The sequence below is a fragment of the Cellulosimicrobium sp. NPDC030954 genome (assembly GCF_055571305.1).
Genome location: NZ_JBVIFN010000003.1, coordinates 381149 through 403430 on the forward strand (window position 1 = coordinate 381149; position 22282 = coordinate 403430).

Genomic DNA, 22282 nt, shown 5'->3' on the forward strand with positions numbered 1-22282 from the left:
TCGCGCCGGCGCGAGGGCCTCGTCAGCCCGCCGACGACTCGGTGTCGAGCGACTGCTCCGCGGCGAGCGCCGCCTCGAGCGCCTGCTGCAGCCGGTCCTGCGCCTCGCCGTACGCGGCGAAGTCGCCCTCCGCGAGCGCCGCCTGACCGTCCTCGATGGCCTGCTGCGCCTGGCGCAGCGCCTGGTCGAGCTCGGCGCGCGCACCGCCGTCGACCGTGCCGCCGTCGGCCGGCGGCGCCGGCTCCTCGGTCGCGGGAGGCTCCGTGCCCGGGTCGGTCGTCCCCGGGTCGGCGCTCTCGCCGTCGGCCGGCTGGTCCGGGACCTCGGTCTCGACCCCGCCGTCGGCGTCTCCCGCGTTCGCACCCGAGTCGCCGCCGAACACCTGGTCCAGCGCCTCGTCGAGCGTGTCGGCGAACCCGATCTCGTCGCCGAAGGACACGAGGACCTTGCGCAGCAGCGGGAACCGCGTGCCCTCGGTCGACTGCACGTAGACCGGCTGGACGTACAGCAGACCGCCGCCCACGGGGAGCGTGAGGAGGTTGCCGTTGATGACCGTCGAGTCACCGCGCCGCAGCGCCAGCAGGCCGTCGGCGGCCGTCGGGTCGGTGTTGAAGTTGTTCTGCACCTGGCCCGGTCCGGGCACCGTCGCGTTGCGCGGCAGCTCGAGGAGACGCAGCGTGCCGTAGTCCTCCGACCGCACCCCCGCCTCGTTGCCCGGCTCGGCGTCCACCGCGAGGAAGCCCGTGAGGATGTTGCGGTCCGAGCCACCACCCGGGATGTACGTCGACATGAGCGAGAACGTCGGGGCGTCCTGGCTCGGCATCTGGAGCGTGAGGTAGTACGGCGGCTGCAGCGGCTTGACCTGGCCGCTCGCCGTCGGGTCCTCCGGGCTGCGCCAGAAGTCCTGGCCCGAGAAGAACTCGTTGGCGTCGTCCACGTGGTAGCTCGCGAGCAGCGTGCGCTGCACCTTGAACAGGTCCTCGGGGTAGCGCAGGTGGCTCATGAGGTCGCCGGAGATCTCCGAGATCGGCTGGACCGAGGTCGGGAAGACCTGGGTCCACGCCTGGAGCACCGGGTCCTCCGCATCCCACGCGTACAGGTCGACGGACCCGTCGTACGCGTCCACGGTCGCCTTGACCGAGTTGCGGATGTAGTTCACCTGCTGCGGCGCGAGCGCCTCCACGGAGTTCGCCGCGACGAGCGAGTCGCGCGTGGAGTCCTCGAGCGACTCGGACGTCGAGTACGGGTACGCGTTCGACGTCGTGTAGCCGTCCACGATCCACTTGACCCGGCCGTCCACGACCGCCGGGTACACGCGCCCGTCGAGCGTGAGGTACGGGGCGACCTTCGCGACACGGTCGCGCGGGCTGCGGTCGTAGAGGATCTGCGACTCCTCCGTGACGCGGTCGGAGAACAGGATCTGCTCGGAGCCGAACTTCAGCGCGTACAGCACCTTGTTCATGAACGACCCGACGCTCGGGCCCGCCTCGATGTCCTGCGTCGGGAAGGTGTTGTTGACCTGGCCGCCCTCGTCGTCGACGGGGTAGTCGAGCTCCCACGCGTCGCGGCCCTCGGGGGCACCGACGATCGAGTACTGCGGCGCCTCCGGCGAGAAGTAGATGCGCGGCTCGTAGCCGCCCGCGTCGGTGAACGCGCCCGTCGACGGGATCGAGCCCTCGTAGAACGCGGGGCGGCCGTCGGGGCCGATCTGGTTGCCGTACGCGGCGACGACGCCGAAGCCGTGCGTGTACACCGTGTGGTCGTTGACCCAGTTGCGCTGGTCGGCGCCCAGGCCGTCCTGGTTGAGCTCGCGCACCGCGATGACCGTGTCGCGGCTCTCGTCGTCGATCGTGTACCGGTCGACCGACAGCGAGCTCGAGAACTGGTAGTACTGCTTGTTCTGCTGGAGCTGGCTGAACGACGGGCTGACGATCTCCGGGTCGAGCAGGCGGATCGACGCCGTGGTGTCGGCGTCCTCGCGCAGCGCGCCCGCCTCCGCCTCGGTCTTCGCGTTGTACTGCTCGGTCTCGACCTGGTCGATCCCGTACGCAGCCTTGGTCGCGTCGATGTTGCGCTGGATGTACTCCTCCTCGAAGTCCTGCGCGTTCGGCGTGACCTGGAAGCGCTGGACGACGCTCGGGTAGATGCCGCCGATGGCGATGGCCGACACGACCATCAGACCGACGCCGATCGCCGGGAGGCGCCAGTTGCCCCGCACCGCGGTCACGACGAACAGCGCCGCGACGAACAGGGCGACGACCGTGAGGATCGCCTTCGAGGGGATCACCGCGTGCACGTCCGCGTACGACGCACCGTCGAACTTGGCGCCGCCCGAGGTGAGGATCGAGTACCGGTCGAGCCAGTAGTTGGCCCCGATGAGGACCAGGAGGAGCGCGGCGGTCACCGAGAGCTGGACGCGCGCGGCCGTCGTCGTGCGCGGGCCCGCGTCGGAGCCGCCGCCGATGCGCAGCCCGCCGTACAGGTAGTGCGTCGCGACCGCCGCGATGCCCGCGATGATGACGACCGCCATGAGGAAGCTCACGACGAACCGGAGCGCGGGCAGCGTGAAGACGTAGAACGACAGGTCGATGCCCCACTGCGGGTCCGTCGTGCCGAACGGCACCGAGTTCAGCGCCAGCAGGACGGTCTGCCACTGCGACGCCGCCGCCGCGCCGGCGAAGAAGCCGACGAGCGCGGGCGCGACGATCATGACGACCTTGCGCAGCGGCTCGATCGCCTCGCGGTACTGGTCGAGCGTCGCCTGCTCGGGCGTCGAGGGCGCGTAGATCGGCCGCGACCGGTACGCGATCGAGAACGACAGGAAGACGAGACCGCCCATCACGAGGAACCCGCCGACGAAGAGGGCGATGCGCGCGCCCCACTGCGTCCACAGGACGTTCGCGAAGTCGAGCTGCCGGAACCACAGCACCTCGGTCCAGAACTGGGCGAGCAGGAGCAGGAGGACCACGAGGGCGCCGACGACGGCGATCGCGATCCCGATCGGGCTCCGGCGCCGGGCGGGCCGCCCCCCGGAGGACGGCCGGCGGGGCGCTGCGGCGAATGACACGGTGGGTATACCTCTTCGGTCGTGGCTCGGGCGTGCACCGGGGTCAACGCCCGGTCCTCCCCCAAGGTTCCCACGGTCCGCGGCCCCGTGGGGCACGGCACGGTCGGTGGCCGCCGTCCACCGCCCGTCGGCGCGCGATGGGGGACGATGGGGGCATGCCCCAGCCTGACGACGCAGCCCCCTCCGCCCTCCCCGCACCCGGCCCCGACCCGGTCGCGCCCGGCGGCCCGACGCCGCAGCACGCCCTCGCGCTCGCCGTCCACGAGATCGAGGTGCACGCGGCGGACGCCGGCTGGGACGCCTCGCCGCGGCTCTTCGCGCTCGTCGCGACGGCCGGCGCGCTCGCGGCGGACCCGACGCTCGCGGACCGCCTGCCGCCCGACGTCGTCGCCGCGGCCACCGCGGACCCGCACCACCTGCTCTCGATCGAGCAGGAGGGCTTCGCCGTGAACGGCGACCTCGAGGACGGGCTCGCGCGCGTGGCCTGGCCCGCGACGGTCGACGGCGCCGCGCTCGTCGTCGAGCGGATCGTCCTGCCCCCGGCCGCCGAGGAGGGCGTGCCCGAGGACCCGGACGCGGCGCTCGCCTACCTCACGTCGCACCCGGACCGGCAGGACGTGCGCCTCGCCGTCGGGGTGCTGCGGGACGGTCCGGCCTGGTGCGCCGTCCGGTCGCGCGCGCACGACTCGGCCACGGACGTCGCGGGCGGCCCCGACCTCGTCCCGGGCCTCGTCACCGCGCTGCGCGCGACGCTCGAGGACTGACGCGAGCGGTCGTCGTCAACGCGCCTCGCACGTCGCGAGCGAGTCGCCCTCGCCCGCGCCGATCGCCTCCATGGCCGCGCGGGCGTCGGCCAGCGTCGAGACCGCCGCGACGTGCAGGCCGTCGGGCACGTTGCCCACGACCTCCGGGCAGTTGGCCTGCGGCGCGAGGAACCACGTCGCGCCGTCGCGCAGGGCGCCGTACAGCTTCTGCTGGATGCCGCCGATCGGCCCGACGTCGCCCTCGACGCTCATGGTGCCGGTCCCCGCGATGACGACGCCGTTCGCCTCGTCCTCGGGCGTGAGCTGGTCGACGATGCCGAGCGCGAACATCGTCCCGGCGCTCGGGCCGCCGATGTCCTCGATCTGGATCGACACGTCGACGGGGAAGTCGAACGTCGGGTCGATGAACACGCCGAGCAGCGCGGTGTCGCCGCCGTCGGTCGTCGTCACCGTGAGGTCGGTCTCCGCGCCGTCGCGCAGGACGCCGAGCGTCACGTCGGCGCCCGGGTCGACGGCGGCCAGCCCGTCGATGAGGTCCTGGTACGTCGGGACCGGTGCGCCGTCGAGCGCGACGATGACGTCGCCCGGCTCGACGACCCCGTCCGACCCGCTGTCCGGGACCGCCGCCTCGACCGTGAGCGTCGCCGGCACCTCGTACCCGAGCTCGGTGAGCGCCGCGACCGTCGCGTTCTCCTGCGAGGAGATCATCTCGGCCTGCCCCTGCTGCTCCGTCTCCTCCTTGGTGCGCCCGGTCGGGAAGACCTCCTCGACGGGGCGCACGCTGCGCGACCGGTCGAACCAGCCCTGCACGACCTGGCCGAGGTTCACCGGATAACCGGGGCCGCCCGCGACGGAGACCGTCGTCAGGCGCAGCTCCCCCGTCGAGTCGAACGTCTCGGCACCCGTGATGGAGATGAGCGGCGTGCCGTCCTGCTCGCCGAGCGTGTCCTCCGTGGGCCCTGGCGACCGCACCGCGTAGGGCGCGGGCAGGATCGCGAGGCCCGCGACGAGCAGCGTCGTCGCGAGCAGGGAGATGCCGAACGTCAGGGACCGCCGGGTCACCGGCGGCGGGACGTGCTCGTCCTCCGTGAGGAGGGCGTCGAAGGAGGGGGCGTCGCTCACCGGGACATCATCCCCGAGGATGCTGGGATCTCCCTGCCGACCGCGCCCGCGCGCCGCAGGGGCCCCCGACCGCGGCCCGACGGCGGACGGTCAGGGACGGCGCGACCGCGCCTGCCGCCAGACCGCCGCGGTCCCCAGGACCGCGACCGCCGCGCCCGCGGCGCCGAGGGCCGCCGCGTCACGACCTCCGAACCGGAGCCCCGCGACGCCCACCCGGCCGCGCACCTCCGCGAGCAGCACCTCCAGCGCCGCCGCGCCCGACCAGGCCGGCGACCACCCGGCGTCGTGCAGGCGCCCGGCCGCGACCGACCAGGGGTGCACGACGAACGCGAGGTCGCTCGCCGGCGACGGCAGCACCCCCACCCGGTGCAGCCGCTCCGCGGCGCCGAACGCGGTCGCGGGCGGGAGCTGCACCGTGCGCAGCCCGGCCGCGGCCGCCACCGTCTCGGAGTCCAGCGCGTCGGGCAGCCCGTCCCGCAGCGGGCCGGCCGTCAGCCCGCCGACGAGGCCGCCGTCGAGCGCGACGCGGACCGCCGCGACGACGTCCTCGACGTGCACGAGGTGCCACGTGCGCTCCCCGCCGCGGACCGTGAGCAGGCGCGGGGCCTCGAAGTGCCGCGTCAGGAGCGTGTCGATCCCCGGCCCGACGACGACGGTCGGCCGCACGAGCCCCAACGGCACCCCGCCCAGCGCCTCGCGCAGCGCGTCCTCGAACGCGGCCACGTCCCCCGCGAAGCCGGGCCCGTCGTCGACGGCGACCGGGTCGTCGTCCTCGATCACCGCCCGGCCGGGCGCGGCCCCGTGCACCGCGGCCGACGTCACGGCGACGACGTGCTCGATCCCCGCGGAGACCGCGGCCTCGCCCGCGCGCCGCCCGAGGAGCGCCAGCCGGGCGCGCTGCTCGGCGTCGGTCTTCGCGCGCGGCGCCCCGAACTCCCCCGCCGGGGCGACCACGACGAGCCGGCGTGCGCCGGCGGGCCACCCCTCGGCGTCCACGGGCGACGCGTCCGCCGCGCCCAGCCCGCGACGCACCGCGCCGGCGACCTGCCCGACGCCGACGACCACGACGGGGTCTCCCGGCGGCCTCACGGGCTCGGACCGGGGGGCCTCCCCCGGGTCGCCCGGGGGCTGCCCCCCGGCGGGGACCGCGTCGCTGCGCCGTGAGCGAACCCGGCCCTCGGACATGGCCCAGCCCCCGTTCTCGGCGGTCGATCGTGGTTACGGTGATCACCGACGCTACCGTGAGGAGTCGCGATGAGCAGCCTTCCCCCCGACCGCACGCCCGGACCGGGCGACGACGACACGCCCTTCGACCCGCGGTTCGAGGAGCTGCTCCGCTCGATGCTCGGACCCGACGCGGACGAGGCGCTGCGCGAGCTGCGCGCCCGCGGCCTCGACCCCCAGGCGCTCGCCGCCGGGGGCGCGGCGGACCCCCAGCTGTTCCAGCACGTCCTCGCGCAGGTCCAGCGCCTGCTGTCGACGCCGAGCGACGGCCCGGTGAACACGGACGTCTCGCACGACGTCGCGCGCCAGGTCGCCGTGGCCGAGGGCGACCCCTCCGTCACGGCGGCGCAGCAGCGCGCCGTGACGGAGTCGCTGTCCGTCGCCGAGCTGTGGCTCGACGCCGTCACCGACCTCCCGCCGTCCGGCGGACGCGCCCAGGCCTGGAGCCGGTCCGAGTGGGTCGAGCACACGCTCCCCGCGTGGAACGAGCTCGTCGCGCCCGTCGCGGCGTCCGTCGCCGACGCGCTCGCGACGGTCCTGCGCGACCAGCTCCCGGAGGGACTCGGCGACGACCCGTCGGCGCTGCCCGGCGTCGGCTTCACGCTCCCGGGCCAGGTGCCCGGGCTCCCCGCCGGCGCGCTCGGGATGCCGGGCGACCCCGCGGCGCTCATGCAGCGCCTCGGTGCAGCCGTCTTCGGCATGCAGGTGGGCCAGGCGGCGGGGACGCTGTCGCGCGAGGTCTTCGGGGCCACCGACGTCGGGCTGCCGCTGCTCGACCAGCCCGGGACGGTCCTCCTGCCGACGAACGTCGAGGCGTTCGCCGCGGGGCTGGACGCCCCCGCGGACGAGGTCCGCCTGTTCCTCGCGCTCCGCGAGGCGGCCCACGCGCGCCTCTTCACGCACGTCTCGTGGCTGCGCGGCCACCTGCGCAGCCTGGTCGACGCGTACGCGCGCGGCATCACCATCGACCTGTCCGCGCTCGAGTCGCAGCTCTCCGACGTCGACCTCACCGACACGGACGCCCTCCAGCGCGCCCTGTCCGGCGGCGTCTTCGGGCTCCAGAACACGCCCGAGCAGCAGGCCACCCTCCTGCGGCTCGAGACGACGCTCGCGCTCGTCGAGGGCTGGGTCGACGAGGTGACGGCCGCCGCTGCCCTCCCCCACCTGCCGCACGCGGTCCCGCTGCGCGAGATGCTGCGACGCCGGCGCGCGGCGGGCGGCCCCGCCGAGCACACGTTCGCGACCCTGGTCGGCCTGGAGCTGCGCCCCCGGCGCTCGCGCGACGCGGCGGCCCTGTGGGCGCTCATCGCCGCGCAGTCCGGGGCGAGCGCGCGCGACGGCGTCTGGGACCACCCCGACCTCCTGCCCGACGCGACGGACCTCGACGACCCCGCGGGCTACGAGAGCCGGCGGGCCGTCACCCGCATCGAGGAGGCCGACGTCGACCGCGCGCTCGAGGAGATCTTCCGCGCCGCCGAGGGGACGGGCGGCGCCCAGCCCTCGACCGGCACGGCGGACGACGCGACGACGGACGACGCGACCGACGACGGGCCGACCGACGCGGGCGGCGGCACGCGCTGAGCCTCGGCGCCGTCCGTCAGGAGGCGCCCGACGACCCTCCGGCCGCGAGCCCGGCATCCTCCCCGGGGGCGTCGGACTCGTCGCCACCGGGCTCGAGCTCCGCGTCCCGCGCGAACGAGAAGCCCTCCAGGAAGCCGCGCGCCCGGTCGGTCCGCGGGTACGACTCGAGCAGCTTCCAGAACCCCGGGCCGTGGCCGGCGTGGAGCAGGTGCGCGAGCTCGTGCAGCAGCACGTAGTCGAGCACCCACGAGGGCATCCCCCGCACGCGGGTCGAGATACGGATCGTCCCGTCGATGAGGGTGCACGACCCCCACCGCCGGTCCTGGTTCCCGGACCAGCGCACGCTCGTCGGGCGCGCGCGGCCGTCGAGGTACTTCTCGGACAGCTCGACGGCGCGACGCTCGAGCTCGTCGTCGGAGGGGCGTCGCCGCCGCTCGGAGTCGGCCAGGCGGTCGAGCATGCGCTGGACCCACTCCCGCTCCTGCGCGCGGGTGAAGCGCGCCGGGATCGCGACGATGGTGCGCTCGCCGTCGCGGTAGGCGCTCACCGTGCTCTTGCGTCGGCGGCTGCGCCGAACCTCCACGATCGTCTCCCGGACCACGCTCAGACCGTAGTGGTTCTCGCCACGAAAAGGCAGGGGCCCACGCCGCGCGGCGCGGATTTCCGCGCCGACGGGTCGGGCAGACGTCGCGAGCAGCTGTGCTCCCGGTCAAGGAACCGCCTCGGAACCGCCGTCGAGGTCTTCCTGTGGACAACTCGGGTCGGGGGTCGCTCCCGTGCCACGCTGACCGGCGGGCGGCCGACCGCGCCGCCGGCCCCACGACCCGCGGAGGACACGTGCAGCGACGACGCGTGCTACGGCCCGAGGCCCCGCTGCTGCGGCGCGCCCCGGGCGAGGTGCAGGTCGGCACCGACCCACGGTGGTCGGTCCGGCTCGCCGGGCTCGAGCCCGGCGAGGAGGAGTGGCTGCGCGCGCTCGCGTCGCCAGCCGCCCGGCAGGGCGACGGGCACGAGGCCGGGCCGCCCGCGCCGCCCGCCCGCCGGGCCGCGCTCGTCCGGCTCCTCGAGGATGCGCACCTGCTCGTCCCTGCCCGCCGGCGACGGCCCGTCTCGCCCGCCCCGGCGAACGGCGCGGCGGACGTGGGCGTGCTCTCGGCGCTGCGGCCCGACGGCGCGGGTCACCGGGTCCTCGCGTCCCGCGCCCGCGCGACCGTCGCCGTCGTCGGGCTGGGACGGGTCGGTGCCGCGCTCGCCGTGCACCTCGCGACGGCCGGGGTCGGCACGGTCGTCCTGGAGGACCACGGCACGGTCCTCGCCACGGACGTCGGGGTGGGCGCGTACCGGCTGCGCGACGTCGGGACGCCCCGCGAGACCGCGGTGCGGCGGCTCGTCGAGGACGTGGCGCCCGGGGTCGTGGTCACCGCGGGCACCGGCGCGGGCGCGCGCCCGGGCACGGGTGCAGGTGTCCTGGCGGACGACCGGGCGGCCGGAGCACCGGGCCGGGTGCCGGACGTCGTGGTCGTGGTCGAGCACGGCGCGGCGGACCCGGAACGGGTCGGGCGGCTCGTGGGAGAGGGGGTGGCGCACCTGTCGGTCGTGGTGCGCGAGGCCGACGTCGTCGTCGGACCGTTCGTCCGGCCGGGGCTCGACCCGTGCCTGACGTGCGTGGACCTGCACCACGCCGATGCCGACCCGTGCTGGCCGCAGCTCGCGCGGCAGCTGCGCGAGCGGGGCGTGCGCTCGGCCGAGGAGTCGTCGCTCGCGGCGTCGGCGGCCGCGGTCGCGCTCGGTCAGGTCCTGGCAGCCCTGGACGGGCTGGTGCCCCGCGCAGCCACGGCCTGCATCGAGATCCCTGCTCCCGATGCGGTGCCGCGGCTGCGCGAGACGGGTCGCCACCCGCGCTGCGGGTGCGACGAGCTGGCGCGCACGCCCCCGGACGGGGCGTCGCTCACCATGTCAGGCCGCCGTCGAGGCGCCGACTGACGCCCCGGCCTCGACGCGCGACGCCTCCTGCGCCTGGCGCTCCGCCTCGCGGGCGAGCACCTCGGCCTTGCTCGGGCGGCCGCGGCCGCGCTTGCGCGCGACGACGACGCCGTCCACGAAGACCTCGCCGCCCCAGACGCCCCAGGGCTCGCGGCGCTCGATCGCGCCGGCGAGGCAGCCCTCGACGAGGGGGCACGTGCGGCACAGGGCCTTGGCCTCCTCGACCTCGGCGGACCGCTCGGCGAACCAGAGCTCCGGGTCGTTGGTGCGGCAGGGCAGCAGGCCCGCGAGCAGACGGTCGAACTCCGCGGAGTCCTGCTCGCCGAGCGGCGTGGCCAGCGGTTGGTGGGGGACCCAGGGGCCGGATCCGCCCTGGGCAGTGATGTTGTCGAGCAGCGCGGTGAGCCGCACGATGTCCTCCAGTGATGTCCTGTCGTGGGTGTGAACGTCGTCGTCACAGGACCTGAGGACAGCGGTCCCCGTCCGTAGGAAGGACGGGAGAGACCGGTGATCCTCATCGGCAGACGTGCTCTGGAGAACACGAAGGCCACGGGTCCGAGACGGACTCCGCGGCCTGGAAGGTTCTGGTCGGTCAGACCAGAGGTGTCCTGGAGGCGGAGTCGGGAGCGGGGCGGGTGACGAAGGTGCCGCCGCGGTGCGCGGCTGCACGCGGACGGAGCCCTCCTGGCGTGCCCGTGTAGACGGACGCGTTATCCAGCAGGTTCGCCATGGCGATCTGGTTCTTCATCAGCTTTCCCACCCCCTCTCTCCGTTCGAGGCCCGCCTCCCGGCGCGCCCCTCTCCATCAGGACTCGTCGACCATATGTCGCGCGTCGCAGGACGCACAACTTATTTACGAGAGTTTCTTCGACGAGTTTTCCCGGCCCTCCTCGCGGCCCAGGAACGGCTCGTCGTCACCGCTCCGCGCGGCCCACGATCTCCAGGATCGTCGCGCCGTACCGCTCGATCTTCGCCGGCCCGAGCCCGTTGATGCGGGCCAGGGCGGCGGTGCTGGTGGGCCGGGACTCCGCGATCGCCGCGAGCGCCGAGTCCACCAGCACGGTGAACGCGGGTTTGTCCGTCTCCTGCGCGACCTGGCGTCGCCACTCGCGCAGGTTCTCGAACAGCTCGCGGTCGTACTCCCCGGTGAGCCGCAGCTTCGCCTGCCCGGAGCGCGGACGACGCGTGCCGTGGGCGCCCGGCTCGTCGGGCCACAGCCCGTCGAGGAACCGGGTCCGGCGCCGCGTCGCGCGACCGCCGGGGTTCCGCGACCGGGCGAAGGACAGCTCCAGGTGCTCGCGGGCACGGGTGATGCCCACGTAGAGCAGCCGCCGTTCCTCCGCGATCGCCTCGTCCGTCTCGGCGAGGGAGATCGGCATGAGTCCCTCGCTCGTGCCCGCGAGGAACACCGCGTCCCACTCGAGGCCCTTGGCCGCGTGGAGCGACGCGAGCGTCACGCCCTCCACCGTCGGTGCGTGCTGTGCGGCGGCGCGCTCGTCGAGCTCGGCCACGAACGTCGCGACCGTCGGTGCCGGCCCCTCGGCCGCCTCCGCGAGCGCCGCGACGTCGTCGGCGAGCGCGACGAGCGCCTGCGTGGACTCCCACCGCTCGCGCGCCGCCCCCCGCGCGGCGGGAGGTGCCGGGGCCCACCCGGCGGCGGCGAGGACGTCCCGCACCGTCTCGGGCATCGCGACGTCGGGATCGGCCGACCGGGCCGCCCCGCGCAGGAGCACGATCGCGTCGCGCACCTCCTTGCGCTGGAAGAAGCGCTCGCCGCCCCGGACCAGGTAGCCGATCCCCGCGTCCGCGAGCGCCGACTCGAACGCCTCCGACTGCGCGTTGGTCCGGTACAGGACCGCGATCTCGCTCGCGCGCGTCCCCGCGGCGAGGAGCCGTGAGATCCGCTGCGCGATGCCGGCGGCCTCCGCCTCGTCGTCGTCGTACGTGGTGAACGCGACCGGCGGGCCGGCGGGCCGCTGGGCGACGAGCTCGAGCGCCTGGTGCGCGCCGCCCGCGCGCCCGGCGCGCGCGAGGAGCTGGTTCGCGAGGTTCACGACCTGCGGCGTCGAGCGGTAGTCGCGCACGAGCCGGATGACCTGGGCGTCCGGGTGCGTGCGCGAGAACGTGAGGAGGTGGTGCGGCGTCGCGCCCGTGAACGAGTAGATCGTCTGCGACGGGTCCCCGACGACGCACAGCTCCTCGCGTCCCCCGAGCCACTGGTCGAGGACGAACTGCTGGAGCGGCGAGACGTCCTGGTACTCGTCGACGACGAAGTGCCGGTACTGACGGCGCACCTCGTCCGCGACCCCGCCCTGCGTCGAGAGCATGTCGCCGAGCATGAGGAGCACGTCCTCGAAGTCGATGACGGAGCGCTCGGTCTTCACGTCCTCGTACGCCGTGATGAGGCGCGCGACCGTCTGGTGGTCGTACCCGGCGGGGGGCTCGCGGTCGATCGCCTCGCACGCCCGGACGTAGTCGTCCGCGGTGACGAGCGAGACCTTGGCCCACTCGACCTCGGACGACAGGTCGCGCACGGCGACGCGGTCGACGCCGACGCCGAGCCTGCGCGCCGACTCGGCGATGACCGGGGCCTTGTGCTCGAGGATGCGCGGCGGCGCCCCGCCGACGACCTGGGGCCAGAAGTAGCCGAGCTGCCGCAGCGCCGCGGCGTGGAACGTCCGCGCCTGGACGCCCGTCGCGCCGAGCTCGCGCAGCCGCGTGCGCATCTCTCCCGCGGCCCGCGCGGTGAACGTCACGGCGAGCACGCTCGTCGGGGCGTAGACGCCGGTGCGGACGCCGTAGGCGATGCGGTGCGTGATCGCCCGCGTCTTGCCGGTCCCCGCGCCCGCGAGCACGCAGACCGGGCCGCGCAGCGCGACCGCGACGTCGCGCTGGTCGGGGTCGAGCGCGTCGAGGATCTCGTCGGCGGTGCGCAGGGACGGCGGGCGTGAGACCGGTGGCGTGGACATCACCCGCGATTCTCGCAGGCGTCGCCGACACGCGGGAGCCGGCTCGCTCGGACGCCGGCCGGACGCTTGCCGGGGCCCGGGGCGGCCTCACGGCGGGAACAGCGCGCGGGCCGCCGGTGTTACCGTCACGACCGATCGCCCGCGGCACGCGCCGCCCGGACCAGCACCTGGAGAGCCCTCGATGAGCACCGCCCCGACCCTTCCCGACCCCGGCTCGATCGTCATGTACTCGACGAGCTGGTGCGGGTACTGCCGCCGCCTGAAGACGCAGCTCGACTCCGAGGGCATCGGCTACACCGAGGTGAACATCGAGGAGACGCCCGGCACGGCGGAGTTCGTGGAGTCGGTGAACGGCGGCAACCAGACGGTCCCGACCGTCGTCTTCCCCGACGGCTCGGCCGCCACCAACCCGTCGCTCGCGGAGGTCAAGGAGCGCCTCGCCGCCTGACCCCACCCCGTTGTGGGCATGAGATGGGCCCGGTTCGGACGTCCGGACCGGGCCCTTTTCATGCCCACAACGGCTGGGGCGCTCAGGCGTCGGGGAGGCGGTCGCCGAACCAGTCCTCGACCAGCGAGCGCGCGATCGACGCGCGGCCCGGGAGCAGCACCTCCTCCGCGCGCACCGCGGCGGCGAGCTCGGCGCGCGTGAACCACCGCGCGTCGGTGAGCTCGACGCCGTCGACGTGCAGGTCGGTCGTCAGCGCCCGGGCGGCGAACCCGAGCATGAGCGACGCCGGGAACGGCCAGGGCTGGCTCCCGCGGTAGGCGACCTCGCCGACGACGACGCCCGCCTCCTCCGCGACCTCCCGTCGCACCGCGCTCTCGAGCGACTCGCCGGGCTCGACGTACCCGGCGAGCGTCGAGAAGCGCCGCTCGGGCCAGTGCGCCGCGTGGCCCAGCAGCAGCCGCTCGTCGTCGCCCTCCCCGTGCACGACCGTCATGATGACGGCCGGGTCCGTGCGCGGGTACAGCTCCACGCCCTGCGCCACGCAGCGCCGCGTCCACCCGCCGTTCTCGACCGTCGTCCGGCCGCCGCAGCGCGGGCACCGGGTGTGGTTCGCGTGCCACGCCGCGAGCGCGACCGCCTCCGTCGCGAGACCCGCGAGCGGCGCGCCGAGCCCGCCGACGAGCTCGCGCAGCCCCGACCACGACCGCTCGCGCGCGAGCACGGCGAACGGGTCGGAGGCGTCGACGCCCTCGATGTCGACCTCCTCCGCGTCGGCGTCGTCGGGCAGGACGAGCGCCAGGTATGTCGTGCCGTCCCCCTCGCCGAGGAAGAGCCAGCGCGCCTGGTCCTCGTCGGCGGCGGCACCGACGTCGGCCAGGTCTGCCGGGTCGAGCAGCGCGACGCCGTCCGTCGGTCCCGGGCCGGCGAGCGCGAGGCGGCCCCGGTGGACGAGCACGACGCGCGTCGAGGCCTCGCCGCGCAGCACGCGCACGAGGTCCGGCTCGCCGCGGCGGTGGGCCGCGCGGTCCAGGACCGCGCCGTCGAGCGGGAGCGGGAGGTCGCGGAGGGTCGTCACGGGCAGCGTGCCCGACGACGGCGGGGTGGCGGGGGTGGTCACCCTCCGACCGTAGGCCACGCGACCGGCGTGGGTGCCCCGGGCGGCGGGCGGGGAGCGACTACCGTGGTCGGGTGCCTCGCTCTCCGCTGACCCTCGCCGCGCTCGCGACCGCCGCCGTGCCGGGTCTCGACGCCCGCAGCGCGCTGGCCGTCGAGGACCCTGGCGACTACGACACCGCCGTCGTGACCGACGCCGACGGCGCCCGGTGGACCGTGCGCGCCCCGCGCAGCCTCCAGGCCGGGGCCGCCCTCGAGGCGGAGGCGGAGCTGCTCACCTCGCTCCAGCTCTACGCCGACACCGGCGTGCTGTCCTTCTCGGTGCCCCGCATCAGCGGGACCGCGCTCCTGCCGGAGGGTGGTCGCGCGATCGTGCACCCGGCGCTCGACGGGACGACGCTCGACGTCGACGCGCTGCGCCCCGGACCCGGGCTCGCCGCCGACCTCGGTCGCGTCCTCGCGTCGATCCACGAGCTGCCCCGCACGATCGTCGACGACGCGGGGCTGCCCGGGTACGACGTCGAGGAGTACCGCGCCCGGCGGATGGCGGAGCTCGACGAGGCTGCCGCGACCGGCAAGGTGCCGACGACCCTCCTGCGCCGTTGGGAGACGGCGCTCGAGGACGTGTCGCTGTGGCGGTTCCAGCCGGTCGTCGTGCACGGGGACCTCGGCCCGGAGCAGGTCCTCGTCGCGCGCGGCCGCGTCGTCGCCGTGACGGACTGGGCGAGCGCGCGCGTCGCGGACCCCGCGGACGACCTCGCGTGGCTGCTCGTCTCCGCGCCGCCCGAGGCGATCGACTCGATCATGGAGGCGTACCAGCTGCGCCGCACCGAGCTCACCGACAAGAACCTCGTGGACCGCGCGCTCCTCGTCGGCGAGCTCGCGCTCGCCCGCTGGCTCCTGCACGGCGTCCGGCACGGGCTCGACGACGTCGTCGCCGACGCGCTGGACATGCTCGCCGACCTCGACGACGCCACGCAGGACACCGACGACTGACGCGTCGTCCTGGCGCTGGTCGGCCCCGGCCGGACCACGCCCACGTCCGCGCGGGCCGGTCCCACCGGTCAGCCCGCCAGCAGCGCCTCGATCTCCGCCTCGCCCAGGAGCCGGCGCGGGCGCACCGTCTCGTCGGACGCGACGTAGTAGAACGCGGCGTTCACCTTCTCCAGCGGCAGCCCTGTCCACCGCGACCACGCGAGCCGGTAGACGGCGAGCTGCACCTCGCGCACGCTGCGCGCGGCGGCGTCCGACGGTGCCCGTCCCGTCTTCCAGTCGACGACCACGACGGCGTCGCGCGCCCCGCCGGCGTGCTCCGGCCGTTCGGGGAACACCGCGTCGATGCGCGAGCGCAGCACCGTGCCGCCGACCGGGGTCTCGACGTCGACCTCGACCGCGACCGGGGTCCGGCTCGCCCACTCCGACGCGAGGAACGTCCGCTGCAGGGTCTCGAGGTCCGCGTCCGGGTCCAGGTCGTCGTCGTCCGCGCCGGGGAGGTCCTCGACGTCCAGGAGCGACGACGTCGTGAAGTAGCGCTCGGCCCACAGGTGGAACCGCGTGCCGCGGCGCGCGTGCACCGTGGGCTCGACCGGGACCGGGCGCCGCAGGTGCAGCGCGTACTCGTCGCGGTCGGCCGCGAGCCGCACGAGGCTCGACGCCGAGACGTGCGCGGGCAGCTCGACCTCCCGGCCCGAGCGCTCGGCCCGCTCCGCGAGCAGGACCCGGGCGAGCGCGACGAGGTCGCGCCCCTCGGCGTCGACGAGCACGCCCGCAGGCGCGGTGAGCCCCGCGGGACCGCTCCCGCCCGCGCGGACGAAGGCTGCGCGCTCGACCGCGGCCGCGGTGTCGCGCAGGAGGGCGCGGGCCGACCCGTCGGGGGCGTCGTCGGGCGCGGGCCACTCCCCCGTGACCTCGACGTCCTCCAGAGGGTTCGTGTCGTCGGGCCCGGGCGGGGCCGACCACCCGTCCGCCGCCACGACCCCGGACTCCACGAGCTCGAGGAGGAACGGCGAGAGCACGCGCGGGCGGGAGCCCGTCTGCCACCACGAGGCCATGAGGTACAGCTCGCGGCGCGCCCGGGTGAACGCGACGTAGGCGAGCCGGCGCTCCTCCGCGAGCTGGTGCTCGCCGCTCGCCGCGCGGAACTCGTCGCGCCGCACCACGAGCTCCTTGGTGTCGGACGCGAGGTCGAAGCGGAACTCCGGGAGGTCGGCGGCGTCGCCGCGCAGCGGGTACGGGAGCTGGCTCACGTCGGTGAGCCAGCCGCTGTCCGCGCGCACCCCCGAGGACGACTGCGCCGTCGTCGGGAACACGCCGTCGACGAGCCCCGGGACGACGACGACGTCCCACTCGAGCCCCTTCGCGGCGTGCGCGGTGATGACCTGCACGGCGTCCGGGTCGGGCTCGCGCACCGGCAGGTCCAGCCCGTTCTCGCGCGTCGACGCGACCCCGAGCCACGCCAGGAACGCACCCAGCGTCACGACGTCCGCCGTCTGGGTGAACGTCGCGGCCACGTCGCGGAACGCGTCGAGGTGCTCCCGCGCGCGGTCGCTCACGGCCTCCGGGTCCGCGAGCCGGCGCGACGCGAGCAGCGCCTCGTTCGTCACGGCCTCGACGTCGAGACCGAGCGCGCGCTCCGCCTCGACGACGAGCTCCGGCAGCGACAGGTACGTGAGCCCGCGCAGCGCGCGCAGGGTGCGGGCCAGCGCCGACAGGCGGGCGTGACCCTGCGGCGTGAGCGTGCGGCCGTCGGCGGCGGGCTCGCCCGGTTCCGGAAGGTCGTCGAGGGCGTCGACGATCGAGCGGTGGTCGGCCACGTCGCCCTCCACGACCACGAGCTCGGCACCGTCCGTCGGTCCCACCGCGCGACGGCGCGACCCGAGCGCGCCCTCGTGCCGCGCGAGGTCCGCGGCGCGGCTGCCCAGGGCGTGCAGGTCCGCCGACCCGAGGTTGAGCCGGGGACCCGTGAGGAGGCGGACGAGCGCGTCGCCGCGCGACGGGTCGTGCACCGCCTCGAGGAGCGCGACGACGTCGACGACCTCCGGCGTCGTCAGGAGACCGCCGAGGCCCACGACCTCCACCGGCAGGCCGCGGCGCCGCAGCGCCACCTCGACCGCGGCGAACTGGCTGCGCTTGCGGCACAGGACCGCGGCCGTGACGCGCCCACCGGGGGCGCTCGCCGGTCGCCAGCGCGCGGCGACGAGCTCCGCGACGGCCCCGGCCTCCTCCTCGGCGGTGGCCGCGACGTGCGCGGACACCGCGCCCGGCCCCGCGCCCGGGCGCAGCGCGAGCGCGGGCACCTCGACCCGGTCGCGGCCGCCCGCCCCCGCCGCCCGCAGCGGGCCCGCGGTGACGTTGGCCGCGGCCAGCACCGCGGCGTCGTTGCGCCACGACGTCGACAGGAAGCGCACCGCCGACCGGTCGCCCGTCGAGCGCGGAAACCGCTCGGGGAACCGCGCGAGGCCGCCCGCGCTCGCGCCGCGCCACCCGTAGATCGACTGGTGCGGGTCGCCGACGGCCGTCACGGGGTGCCCGCCGCCGAACAGGCCCGCGAGGAGCTCGACCTGCGCGTGCGACGTGTCCTGGTACTCGTCGAGCAGGACGACGCGGAACCGGGCGCGCTCCGTCTCCCCCACGACCGGGACCTCGCGCGCGAGCCGGGCCGCGAGCGCCACCTGGTCGCCGAAGTCAAGGGAGTCCGTGGCGCGCTTGCGGCGCCGGTACTCCGCGACGACGTCGAGCAGCCGGACGCGCTCGGCGACGTCGCCGACGAGCTTCTCGACCTCCTTGGTCCGGGCCTTCTGCCGCGGACCGAGCGGGAGCGCGTCGAGCTGCTCGACGATGCCGGCGAGGCGGTCGCGGGCGTCGGCGGGCTCGAGGAGGTGCTCGCCGAGCGCGCCCGACAGCCCGAGCACCGCCGCGACGACCGTGCTCAGCGCGCGGTCCGTGCCGAGGTCGTCGTCCCAGCCCTCCACGACCTCCGACGCGAGCTGCCACTGCTGCGCCTCGCCCAGCAGCCGCGCCCCGGGCTCGACGCCGACGCGCAGACCGTGGTCGCCGACGAGCGACGCGGCGTAGGCGTTGTAGGTGGCGACCGTCGGGCGGTCGAGCAGCGACAGGGCGGACGACGCGCCGCCGCGGGCGCGGGCGAGCTGCGCGAGCCGCACCTGGACGCGCTCGGACAGCTCGCCCGCGGCCTTGCGCGTGAAGGTCAGGCCGAGCACCGCGTCCGGCGCGACGAGCTCGTTCGCGATGAGCCAGACGACGCGCGCCGCCATGGTCTCCGTCTTGCCCGAGCCCGCCCCGGCGACGACGAGCGTCGGCTCGAGCGGCGCCTCGATCACCTCGACCTGCTCCGGCGTCGGGCGGGGCCGGCCCAGCAGGTCCGCGATGCGGGTCGCGGACAGCGTCGGACGGGGCGGCTCGACGGTGCCCGCCCCGGGCGCCGTCGCCTCGACCGCGACCCCGTCGGCCGCGACCAGCCGGACCGACCCACGCGTCGCGTCCGGTTCCGGGAGCTCGAACAGCTCGCTGCTCACGCCACGACCCTCCTGCCCTCGGGCTGCACGGGGCACGCGCGCCGCACCGGGCACATCTCGCACAGCCCGTTCTGGCGGGCCGTGAACGTCGCCGCCGACATCGTGCCGGCAGCCTCCTCCACGAGGTCGCGCGCCCAGCTCGAGCCGTCCGGCGCCGGGTCGAGCGCGGGCTGCGGGACGACGGCGGGGCCGACGTGCGTGCTGCCCACGTAGACGAGCTGCGCCCCCGCGCTCCGGGTCCCCTCGGGCACGTCGAGCGCACCTGCCTCGACCGCGAGCTGGTACGCGCCGAGCTGCGGGTGCTCGGCACCCTCGGCCTTGGTCGCGGTGCGCCGTCCGGTCTTGAGGTCGACGACGCGGACCTTGCCCTCGCCCGCGTCCTCGACCCGGTCGATCGTCCCGCGCAGGCGCGCCCGCCCGACGGTGACGTCGAACGTCGGCTCGACGAGCAGCGGCTCGCCCGCCTGCGCCACGTAGGCCGCGAGCTTCTCCATCATGCGGTCCGCACGACGGCGGAGCTGGCGCGTCGGCCAGCCCTCGGGCAGCGCGAGCTCGGCCCAGCGGCGGTCGAGCTCCGCGCGCAGCTCGGCGAGCGACCCCGACGGGTGGGACTCCGCGATCGAGTGCACGAGCGTGCCGAGGCTCTGGTGCGTCGCGTCCGGCGCGGTGCCGCCCGCGGCCTCGAGCGACCAGCGCAGCGGGCAGGTCGAGACGGTCTCGACCTTCGACGGCGACACCGTCACCATCTCCTCCGCGCCCCGCAGGGATGCGGTGCTCGACACCCCGGCGACCCCGTACCAGGTCTCGGGCCGCGCCTCCGCGACGCCGAGCTCGCCCAGGTCGGCCAGGAGCGTCGCCGCGGCGACCGCCCTCGCGTCCGGCGCCGCCCCGTGGCCGTCGTCCGGCTCGTGGCCGTGGCCGTCCTGCCGCGGAGCGGTCCACGGGTCACCTGCGGGCGGGCGCGCCTCGCGCGCCGCCGCCTCGACGAGGACGCCACGGGCGGCGGCGACGAGCCCGCGCAGGTCGAGCGGGGCCCCGACGCGCACGTGCCGCCGCCCCTCCGGGTCGGCGCCCGGGCCCGGGGACGGTCCGCCCGCCGCGGCGGGGCCCGGCGACCCGTCGTCCGGCCCGTGGCCGTCCGGGCCCTCGTCCGGACCGTCCGGACCGGCCGGCGGGACGACGAGGTCGCAGAACACCGACGGCGCCTCCTCCGCGTCCTGGACCGCCGTCACCACGAGCCGCCGGGTCGCGCGCGACGTCGCGACGACGAACGCGCGCAGCTCGTCCGCGAGCACCTGGGCCCGCGCCTGGGAGCCCACGCCGTGCGCGTCGTGCGCGCGGCCCGCGAGGAGCTCGACGAGCGCCTGCGACCCGAGCAGCGAGTCGCGCAGGCGCAGGTCGGGCCAGACGCCGTCCTGCACGCCCGCGACCACGACGACGTCCCACTCGCGCCCCGCGGCACCCGCGGGCGTCAGGGCCGCCACGGCGTCGGCGCCGCTCGCGCTCGCCGCGAGCGAGTCGGCCGGCAGGTCCTGCGACGCGAGGTACTCGACGAACGCCTCGGCCGGCGCCCCGGGCATGCGGTCGACGAACGTCTCCGCCGCGCGGAACAGGGCGAGCACCGCGTCGAGGTCACGGTCCGCACGCGCCCCGGCCGGGCCGCCGTCGAGCGCCGCCGACCGCCACCGCTCCGCGAGCCCGGTCGCCGCCCACACCGCCCACAGCACGGTCTGCGCCGTCGCACCGGGCTCGGCCGCTGCCGCCCGCCCCGCCGCGAGCGCCCGCGCGACCGCGACCGGCCCCCGGCGGACGGTCGGGGGCAGCGTCGCCGCGCGCGCCGGGTCCTGGAGCAGCTCGACGAGCAGCGCGTCGGACGAGCGCCCGCCCCCGCCCTCGAGCTCCTCGGCCCGCAGCGCGCGCCGCAGCCGCCGGAGCGCGACGACGTCGAGCGCGCCGACGGGCGAGGTGAGCAGGGCCGCCGCGGTGAACGGGTCCAGCGCCTCGGCGTCGTCCGGGTCCGCGACGCACACGCGGACCGCGGCGAGCAGCGGCGCGACGGCCGGCTCGTCGCGCAGCGGGACGTCGGAGCCGAGCAGCGTGACCGGCACCGAGGCGGCGACGAGCTCGCGGCGCAGCGCCGCGAGGCGTGTCCCGGTACGGGCGACGACCGCCATCCGGTGCCAGGGGGTGCCGTGCAGCAGGTGCTCGGCCCGCAGCTCGCGGGCCACGAACGCGGCCTCCTGCGCGACCGCGGAGAGCACGACGACCTGGACGGGCGCGGCGGCCCCGGGCTCGCCGCCCGAGCCGCTCCCCCGGGGCGCGTCCACCGGACCGGGCGCGTCCTGCGCGCCCGCGTCGACCGGTACGCCCCGGGGCGCTGCACCGCGGTGCACCGCGCCCGCGACGGTGCCGACCTGCGCCGCGACCCGGCGCGTCACGTCCCGCAGCGCGGCGTCCTGCCGCCACGCCGTGCCGAGCACGGCCACGCGCGCCCCGAGCTCGCCGCGCCGGGCACCGTCCCGGCGGACGGGCGCCGAGGCACGGCCGACGAGGCCCGGGCTCGCCCCGCGGAAGGTCTGCACCGCCGCGTCGGGGTCGCCGAGCAGCACGAGCCGTGCGCCGTCGTCGTGCAGCACGTGCAGGAGACGCGCGGTCGCGACCGTCGCCTCCTGGTAGTCGTCGACGACGACGAGGTCCCAGCGCGGCCGGGCGGCGTCGGGCACCTCGTCGTCCCACGCGAGCAGCGCCTCGGCCGCCTCGTCGACCACGATCGCCGGGTCGAACCGGGCGCCCGCGTCCGGCGTCCCCGAGCGCAGCGCGGTCACGTCGAGGTACTCCGCGAAGAGCTGGGCGCCCAGCGACCACTCCGGCCGCTCGTAGCGGTCGCCCAGCGCGGCCAGGTCGGCGGGCGTCAGGCCGCGCTCGGCCGCGCGCATGAGGAGGTCGCGGAGCTCCTGGCGCAGGCCCCGGAGCCCGAGCGCCTCCTCGGGCAGGCCGGGCGGCAGGACCAGGGGCGAGCCCAGGTGCGCGAGGTCGCCCTCCAGGTGGCCCTCCAGCAGCTCGGAGAGCACGAGGTCCTGCTCCGGGCCGGAGATGAGCGTCGGGACGGGCTCCCCCAGCGCGGCCGCGCGCTCGCGCAGGACCGCGAAGGCCGCCGAGGCCGCGGTGCGCACCATCGGCGCCCCGACGGTGCGGCGGGCGCGGGCCGACAGACGGTCGCGGAGCGACGCGGCCGCACGGCGCGACGCGGCGAGGAGCAGGACGCGCTCGGGGGCGAGGCCGTCGGCGAGCGCCGCGAGCACGACCTCCTGCGCGACGAGGGTCTTCCCCGTGCCCGGCGCCCCGACGACGAGCGTCGCGCCCGGCCCGGCCGCCGCGGCGAGCGCGGCGCGCTGGGAGTCGTCGAGCGTGACGTCGGCCTCGTGGTCGCGAGGCCGCGCGACGAGGCGAGGGGCGGTCGTCCGGGGCACGGACCC

General features: G+C 76.3%; 15 protein-coding genes. 5 read left to right on the plus strand and 10 right to left on the minus strand.

What is annotated here, in order from left to right; translation table 11 throughout:
* Positions 1–22: 22 nt before the first annotated feature.
* Positions 23–3067 carry a UPF0182 family membrane protein gene (locus tag ACZ402_RS09405; RefSeq protein ID WP_375823103.1) on the minus strand — a complete coding sequence of 1015 codons (3045 nt, stop codon included), beginning with the start codon at positions 3065–3067 and terminating at the stop codon, positions 23–25.
* Between the two features lie 155 nt (positions 3068–3222).
* Between ACZ402_RS09405 and ACZ402_RS09410 the strand changes: the two genes are divergently transcribed.
* The gene (locus ACZ402_RS09410) at positions 3223–3831 is read left to right on the plus strand and encodes a PPA1309 family protein (RefSeq protein WP_375823104.1); all 609 of its coding nucleotides are present in this window, start codon (positions 3223–3225) and stop codon (positions 3829–3831) included.
* A gap of 15 nt (positions 3832–3846) precedes the next feature.
* On the opposite strand, the gene ACZ402_RS09415 is transcribed toward ACZ402_RS09410, so the two are convergent.
* Positions 3847–4953 (minus strand): YlbL family protein, encoded by a 1107-nt coding sequence (locus ACZ402_RS09415; RefSeq protein ID WP_375823105.1) that lies wholly within the window; start codon positions 4951–4953, stop codon positions 3847–3849.
* Positions 4954–5043: 90 nt separating this feature from the next.
* Positions 5044–6042 (minus strand): NAD-dependent epimerase/dehydratase family protein, encoded by a 999-nt coding sequence (locus tag ACZ402_RS09420; RefSeq protein ID WP_375823106.1) that lies wholly within the window; start codon positions 6040–6042, stop codon positions 5044–5046.
* 165 nt (positions 6043–6207) lie between these two features.
* Here ACZ402_RS09420 and ACZ402_RS09425 point away from each other — a divergent pair, with 165 nt between their 5' ends.
* The gene (locus ACZ402_RS09425; protein WP_375823107.1) at positions 6208–7758 is read left to right on the plus strand and encodes a zinc-dependent metalloprotease; all 1551 of its coding nucleotides are present in this window, start codon (positions 6208–6210) and stop codon (positions 7756–7758) included.
* Positions 7759–7774: 16 nt separating this feature from the next.
* Here ACZ402_RS09425 and ACZ402_RS09430 read toward each other — a convergent pair whose 3' ends face one another.
* Positions 7775–8359: a YgjP-like metallopeptidase domain-containing protein gene (locus tag ACZ402_RS09430; protein ID WP_375823108.1), complete on the minus strand. Its 585-nt coding sequence runs from the start codon at positions 8357–8359 to the stop codon at positions 7775–7777.
* Between the two features lie 236 nt (positions 8360–8595).
* Here ACZ402_RS09430 and ACZ402_RS09435 point away from each other — a divergent pair, with 236 nt between their 5' ends.
* Positions 8596–9741, plus strand: coding sequence for a ThiF family adenylyltransferase (locus tag ACZ402_RS09435; protein WP_375823109.1), 1146 nt, complete (start codon positions 8596–8598; stop codon positions 9739–9741).
* Here ACZ402_RS09435 and ACZ402_RS09440 read toward each other — a convergent pair.
* From ACZ402_RS09440 to ACZ402_RS09450, 3 genes are all read right to left on the minus strand, one after another.
* Entirely contained in the window at positions 9715–10152 is a 438-nt protein-coding gene (locus ACZ402_RS09440; protein ID WP_374614382.1) for a WhiB family transcriptional regulator, read from the minus strand. The two genes, ACZ402_RS09435 and ACZ402_RS09440, sit on opposite strands and share 27 nt — an antisense overlap.
* 181 nt (positions 10153–10333) lie before the next feature.
* Entirely contained in the window at positions 10334–10489 is a 156-nt protein-coding gene (locus ACZ402_RS09445; RefSeq protein WP_375823110.1) for a hypothetical protein, read from the minus strand.
* Between the two features lie 166 nt (positions 10490–10655).
* A complete protein-coding gene (locus ACZ402_RS09450) occupies positions 10656–12710 on the minus strand; it encodes an ATP-dependent helicase (RefSeq protein ID WP_375823111.1) in 2055 nt (684 codons plus the stop codon).
* 181 nt (positions 12711–12891) lie between these two features.
* Between ACZ402_RS09450 and ACZ402_RS09455 the strand changes: the two genes are divergently transcribed.
* Positions 12892–13158 (plus strand): mycoredoxin, encoded by a 267-nt coding sequence (locus ACZ402_RS09455; protein ID WP_375823112.1) that lies wholly within the window; start codon positions 12892–12894, stop codon positions 13156–13158.
* Between the two features lie 82 nt (positions 13159–13240).
* Here ACZ402_RS09455 and nudC read toward each other — a convergent pair whose 3' ends face one another.
* Positions 13241–14275 (minus strand): NAD(+) diphosphatase, encoded by a 1035-nt coding sequence (nudC, locus tag ACZ402_RS09460; RefSeq protein WP_375823113.1) that lies wholly within the window; start codon positions 14273–14275, stop codon positions 13241–13243.
* A 71-nt stretch (positions 14276–14346) separates the two neighbouring features.
* Between nudC and ACZ402_RS09465 the strand changes: the two genes are divergently transcribed.
* Positions 14347–15267: a phosphotransferase gene (locus ACZ402_RS09465; RefSeq protein WP_375823114.1), complete on the plus strand. Its 921-nt coding sequence runs from the start codon at positions 14347–14349 to the stop codon at positions 15265–15267.
* Positions 15268–15335: 68 nt separating this feature from the next.
* Here ACZ402_RS09465 and ACZ402_RS09470 read toward each other — a convergent pair whose 3' ends face one another.
* Positions 15336–18806, minus strand: coding sequence for a UvrD-helicase domain-containing protein (locus ACZ402_RS09470; RefSeq protein ID WP_375823115.1), 3471 nt, complete (start codon positions 18804–18806; stop codon positions 15336–15338).
* A complete protein-coding gene (locus tag ACZ402_RS09475; RefSeq protein ID WP_375823116.1) occupies positions 18803–22276 on the minus strand; it encodes a PD-(D/E)XK nuclease family protein in 3474 nt (1157 codons plus the stop codon). Before ACZ402_RS09475 ends, ACZ402_RS09470 begins: the two co-directional genes overlap by 4 nt.
* Between the last annotated feature and the right edge of the window lie 6 nt (positions 22277–22282).

What these genes read in the sequence shown, in the direction of transcription:
- ACZ402_RS09410 (WP_375823104.1), top strand. Translation starts at nt 3,223, where the DNA reads ATGCCCCAGCCTGACGACGCAGCCCCCTCCGCCCTCCCCGCACCCGGC.
- ACZ402_RS09425 (WP_375823107.1), top strand. Translation starts at nt 6,208, where the DNA reads ATGAGCAGCCTTCCCCCCGACCGCACGCCCGGACCGGGCGACGACGAC.
- ACZ402_RS09445 (WP_375823110.1), bottom strand. Translation starts at nt 10,489, where the DNA reads ATGAAGAACCAGATCGCCATGGCGAACCTGCTGGATAACGCGTCCGTC.
- ACZ402_RS09450 (WP_375823111.1), bottom strand. Translation starts at nt 12,710, where the DNA reads ATGTCCACGCCACCGGTCTCACGCCCGCCGTCCCTGCGCACCGCCGAC.
- ACZ402_RS09455 (WP_375823112.1), top strand. Translation starts at nt 12,892, where the DNA reads ATGAGCACCGCCCCGACCCTTCCCGACCCCGGCTCGATCGTCATGTAC.